Source organism: Neoroseomonas rubea (genome assembly GCF_016106015.1).
Classification (GTDB): domain Bacteria; phylum Pseudomonadota; class Alphaproteobacteria; order Acetobacterales; family Acetobacteraceae; genus Neoroseomonas; species Neoroseomonas rubea.
Window position 1 is genome coordinate 1 of the sequence record NZ_JACADQ010000382.1, and the last position, 3,865, is coordinate 3,865.

The 3,865-nt window shown below is 71.0% G+C and carries 3 protein-coding genes and 1 pseudogene; all 4 read right to left on the reverse strand.

Features of this window, described 5'->3' with window-relative positions; genetic code table 11:
* Positions 1-255 (reverse strand): annotated as a pseudogene (locus tag HW577_RS22215) (hypothetical protein); the annotation flags it as partial.
* Entirely contained in the window at positions 255-2,132 is a 1,878-nt protein-coding gene (locus tag HW577_RS22220) for a phage tail protein (protein WP_198378297.1), read from the reverse strand. The pseudogene HW577_RS22215 and the gene HW577_RS22220, both read right to left, overlap by 1 nt.
* A 3-nt stretch (positions 2,133-2,135) precedes the next feature.
* Complete coding sequence (locus HW577_RS22225; RefSeq protein WP_198378298.1) at positions 2,136-2,705, reverse strand: phage connector family protein; 570 nt, start codon at positions 2,703-2,705, stop codon at positions 2,136-2,138.
* A 156-nt stretch (positions 2,706-2,861) separates the two neighbouring features.
* Positions 2,862-3,695, reverse strand: coding sequence for a phage capsid protein (locus HW577_RS22230; protein WP_198378299.1), 834 nt, complete (start codon positions 3,693-3,695; stop codon positions 2,862-2,864).
* Positions 3,696-3,865 lie beyond the last annotated feature (170 nt).

Here is a 3,865-nt window from a genome sequence, read left to right on the forward strand (position 1 = left end):
CCCTTCGTCCGGTGCCACGCCACCCGCGGCGAGCCGCGCGCGCACGGAGGCGATGGTGCGCGCCAACGCCTGGGCGCGTTCGCGTTCCCGCGCCGCGGCCTGGACCGTCGCCTGCGCATCCTGCGCGACCTGCTGCGCGCGGAGGTTGTCCGCCTGCGCGCGGGACGACGCGCGCTGCTGCTGCGCCTGGCGCACCTGGCCATAGGCGCTGATGCCCGCGCCGGCGAGGGCGGCGAGCGATGCAAGCTGGGCCATCAGTCGGTCATCCTCGTCTCGGTGGTGACGGAAAGCAGCGTCATGGGCAGCGGCACCGCGCCCTCGATGCGCCAGAGCGGGCGCAGCCGGTCGCGCCGCCAGCCGAGGCCGCGCAGCGTGACGTCGCCGGTGAAGGGCGCGGGCGGCGCGTCGAGCAGCGCCGAGTCGAGCCGCCGGAACGGCACGGGTTGCGTGCCACGGCCGAGATCGACCTCGAGCGCCGCCGTCTCCAGGAGGCGGAAGGTGACGGCGACCAGCCGCAAGGGGCCGCTCGCCACGCCGCCCGCGGCGATGACGTCATGCGGCAGCGGCTCGACCTCATGCCGGAAGGCAAGGCCCGCCTGGACGCGCATCGCCGGCGGGTCGAGCGTGATCGCCCCGCCCGCGACGACCAGTGGCGCGCGCGGCGCGCCATCGGCGAGCAGCGCGACATCCTGGCCTTCGAGGTGCGCGAGGCCGCTCCACACATCCTGCGACGCGGCCGCCGTTCCGCTCAGCGCGGCATCCAGCCCGAGGCCGGGCTCGAAGCGCTCCAGCGCGAAGGCGCCGGCGCGCTCCGTCACGACCCAGACGGTGCCCTCGCTTTCCGCCACGGCGCGGAAGGCGCCGGCCGTCTCCTGCCGCGTCCAGGCGGTCACCTGCTCGGCGCGATAGAGGGTCAGCGTGCCGAGGCCGCCATCGGCCATCACCAGGTGCAGCAGCCGCAGCCGCTGATCGTACGCCATGGAGACCGGCGCGTTCACGATATGCCGAGCGAGGATGGCGAGGTCGTTGGCCTGGTAGGCCTCCCCCACCTCCGCATAGGCGAATTCGTGCACGCCCTGGCCGCCGCGCGCGACGAACACCGTCGCGCCATCCACGTCCACCGGCTGCACGAGGCGATCGACCGGCGAGCCCACGCGCGTCTGCCGGTCGAGCTGGATCGAGGACGGCGTCAGCGGATCCCCGCGCACCATCCACTCGGCACCCGAGGTGAAGACCTGCAAATGCCGCCCGGAGAAGACGCCGCGGATCGCGTTCACCTGGTCCGAGACGAGGCCGAAGGCGATCGCCTCGTCATCCAGGCCCGTACCCGCATCGAAGTCGAACAGGTCGCCGGTGCGGGAGAGCATCAGCCGGTTCGGCAGGTCGCGCGTGCCGCCGATGACGAGCCTCTCCTGGTGGAAGCAGCAGGTCACGGGCCAGCCGCGCGCGGGGCCGATCGCGGCCTCGTCCCAATCCGTGGTCGGCGCGGTCCCGGAGAGCGTGTCCTCCACCGTGGCACTCGACTGGGTGGGCGAGGCGACGGAGAGAATCCGCACACGCTTTCCGCCGATGCGCAGCCGCGTATCGGCATGCGCGGCGAGAAAGACCGGCGCGCTTGCCGTCAGCGTCACAGTCCCTGTCGTTGCACTCGCCGCCAGCGTCACCTCGAGGGGCGCGAAGCGGAAGAAGGGTTTGCGGACGAAGGCCCAGGGCGCGATCGTCCAGCCGCCATTGGTGCGCGTGATGCGCTGCGGCGGCATCTCCGGATGCACCAGCAGCAGTGTGTCGGCACTCTGCGTGAAGCCCATCTGCGGCAGCATCGCCGCGCTCCAGGGGCCGGCGAGCGTCGCCACCACCGCATCGCCCTGGAAGACGCGCAGCGCGCCGTCGGTCAACACCATGAGATAGGTCTGCTCGGTGTTGAACTCGAAGGGGATCAGCCGTGCGGCGCCCGGCAGCACCGCGACATGGCGCAGCCCGGGCCGGCGCGTGACGCCGCCGGTCGGCTGCAGGAAGACGTTGCGCAGGCGCCGCGCACCGTTCTCGAAGGCGCGCAGGTCGCCGCGGCCGAGCAGTTCGGGCGCGAGTTCCCCCGCGGCGAAGCTCGTCTTGGCACGCTTGACGGCGGGCATGGGTCAGCCCCGCACGTCGATGAGCGGGAAACCCTCGATCGCGCGCGGGCTCGCCTGCTGGCTGTCGATCTGGCGCGCACCGCGCAGCTCGCTCTCCGCCTGGCGAAACAGGATCTCGGCGCGGGACGTGTTCTCGGTCAGCGGGATGCAGAATTCGGCGGCCAGCCGCGCGACAAGCGCAGCGGCGAAGAAGGGCGGGAAGGCGCTCTCATCCGGACGGAACACGTAGGTCAGCGCGACGGCGTCGGCATCCGTGAAGAGCCGATCCTCCTGGATGCAGTAGACCAGGCCGCGCGCGCGGCCACCCGCGCCGGCCGACAGCGCGCGGAGGAATCCGGTCGGCAGTTGAAACGCATGGGCGAAGTCCGCGCGGGGTACGGCGGCAAGCCGCGGCAGCGCGGCCTGCGTGGTCGCGAAGGACCAGGGATGGGCGGACAGCAGCGCGTCGCGAAGGCCGGGATAGAGATTGGCCGCGACCTCCGCCTCGGCGGTGCCTTCCTCGAGCGAGGCGATGGGCTGGGCGCCGATGCGCAAAAGCGCGCGCGAGCAGAGCGCGAGGGCGGAAAGCGCCATCGGGGGGACTCCTCGTGATGTGGGGAAAAGGGCGGGGGGAGAAGAGAACTTCTCCTCCCGAACCCCCCTCAACCTTCTTTGTGACCTTGGAGATCAGTCTCCAGCAGACAGAAAAGGGAGGGGGTTCGGGGGAGGTTCACCCTCCCCCGACCTTCATCATTCCTTCGCGCGCATCCGCACGACGCCGGTCGGGTCGATCATCACCGCCCCCTGCGACATCATGTTGTTCACGAAATGCGCCGCGCGGTCGCCATGCCAGGTGATGTCCGTCACCACCTCGCTCGCCACCGCGTGGCCGACCGCGGTGCGATGGTAGAAGTAGCAGTAGCGCAGCGTGCCCGCCTTGGTCAGGCCGGAATGCGGCATCCACAGCGCGCCGAGCCAACGCTTGGCCTGCGTGCCCTTCCAGGGCAGTGCGTCCTCGCCGACATAGTCGGACTTGGCGAATTCCTCGATCTGCAGCAGCTCGCTCCACTGCTTCCAGCCAACCACGGCGAAGCGCTGGCCATCGTCCGGCACATCGGCCGCGCCCAGCATCTCGAAGGCCATCAGCACCTTCTGCTTGGTCAGACCATCCGCATCCGTCAGGCCGACGCCGGTGCCGGTCGCCTCGGCCGTCGCGGTATCGAGGGCGGCGATGATCAGCTCATCCGTCTTGCGGCCCAGCGCATAGGCGCCGGCATTGGCGATGACGGTGCGCTCGTCGATGCTGGTCTTGATCTCGTCCAGCCGGTCGATCCACTCGCCGGCGTAGTAGTCCTGCAGGAAGCATTCGGCATTGGCGTAGGTGAGGTTCATCACCGGCACCGCGCCGTTGCGCGCCTTGGATGCGGCAACGCCCTTGCCGACGCGGGGGAAGAGCGTGCTCGCGCCCTTCACGTTGGACTTGCTGCGCACCGTGGGACGCAGCTTGCTGCCCTGGCGCTGATAGGCCTCGGCGACCTCGGCCTCGAACTGCTTGACGAAGGCGCTCTCGATCGTGCCCGACATGCGGGTGTCCTTTCATGCGGTTTGCGGGGGATGCGCCGTCGCCCGGTTGGCCGCGCGGGGCCGGGCGTGGCGCGGCCCGCGCGCCCGTGACGGGTTGTGCGCGGGCCGGAAGCTCAGGGGGCGGGCGGCGCTGCCTGGATCAGATCGGGAGAGCACAGGTCTGGACTCCT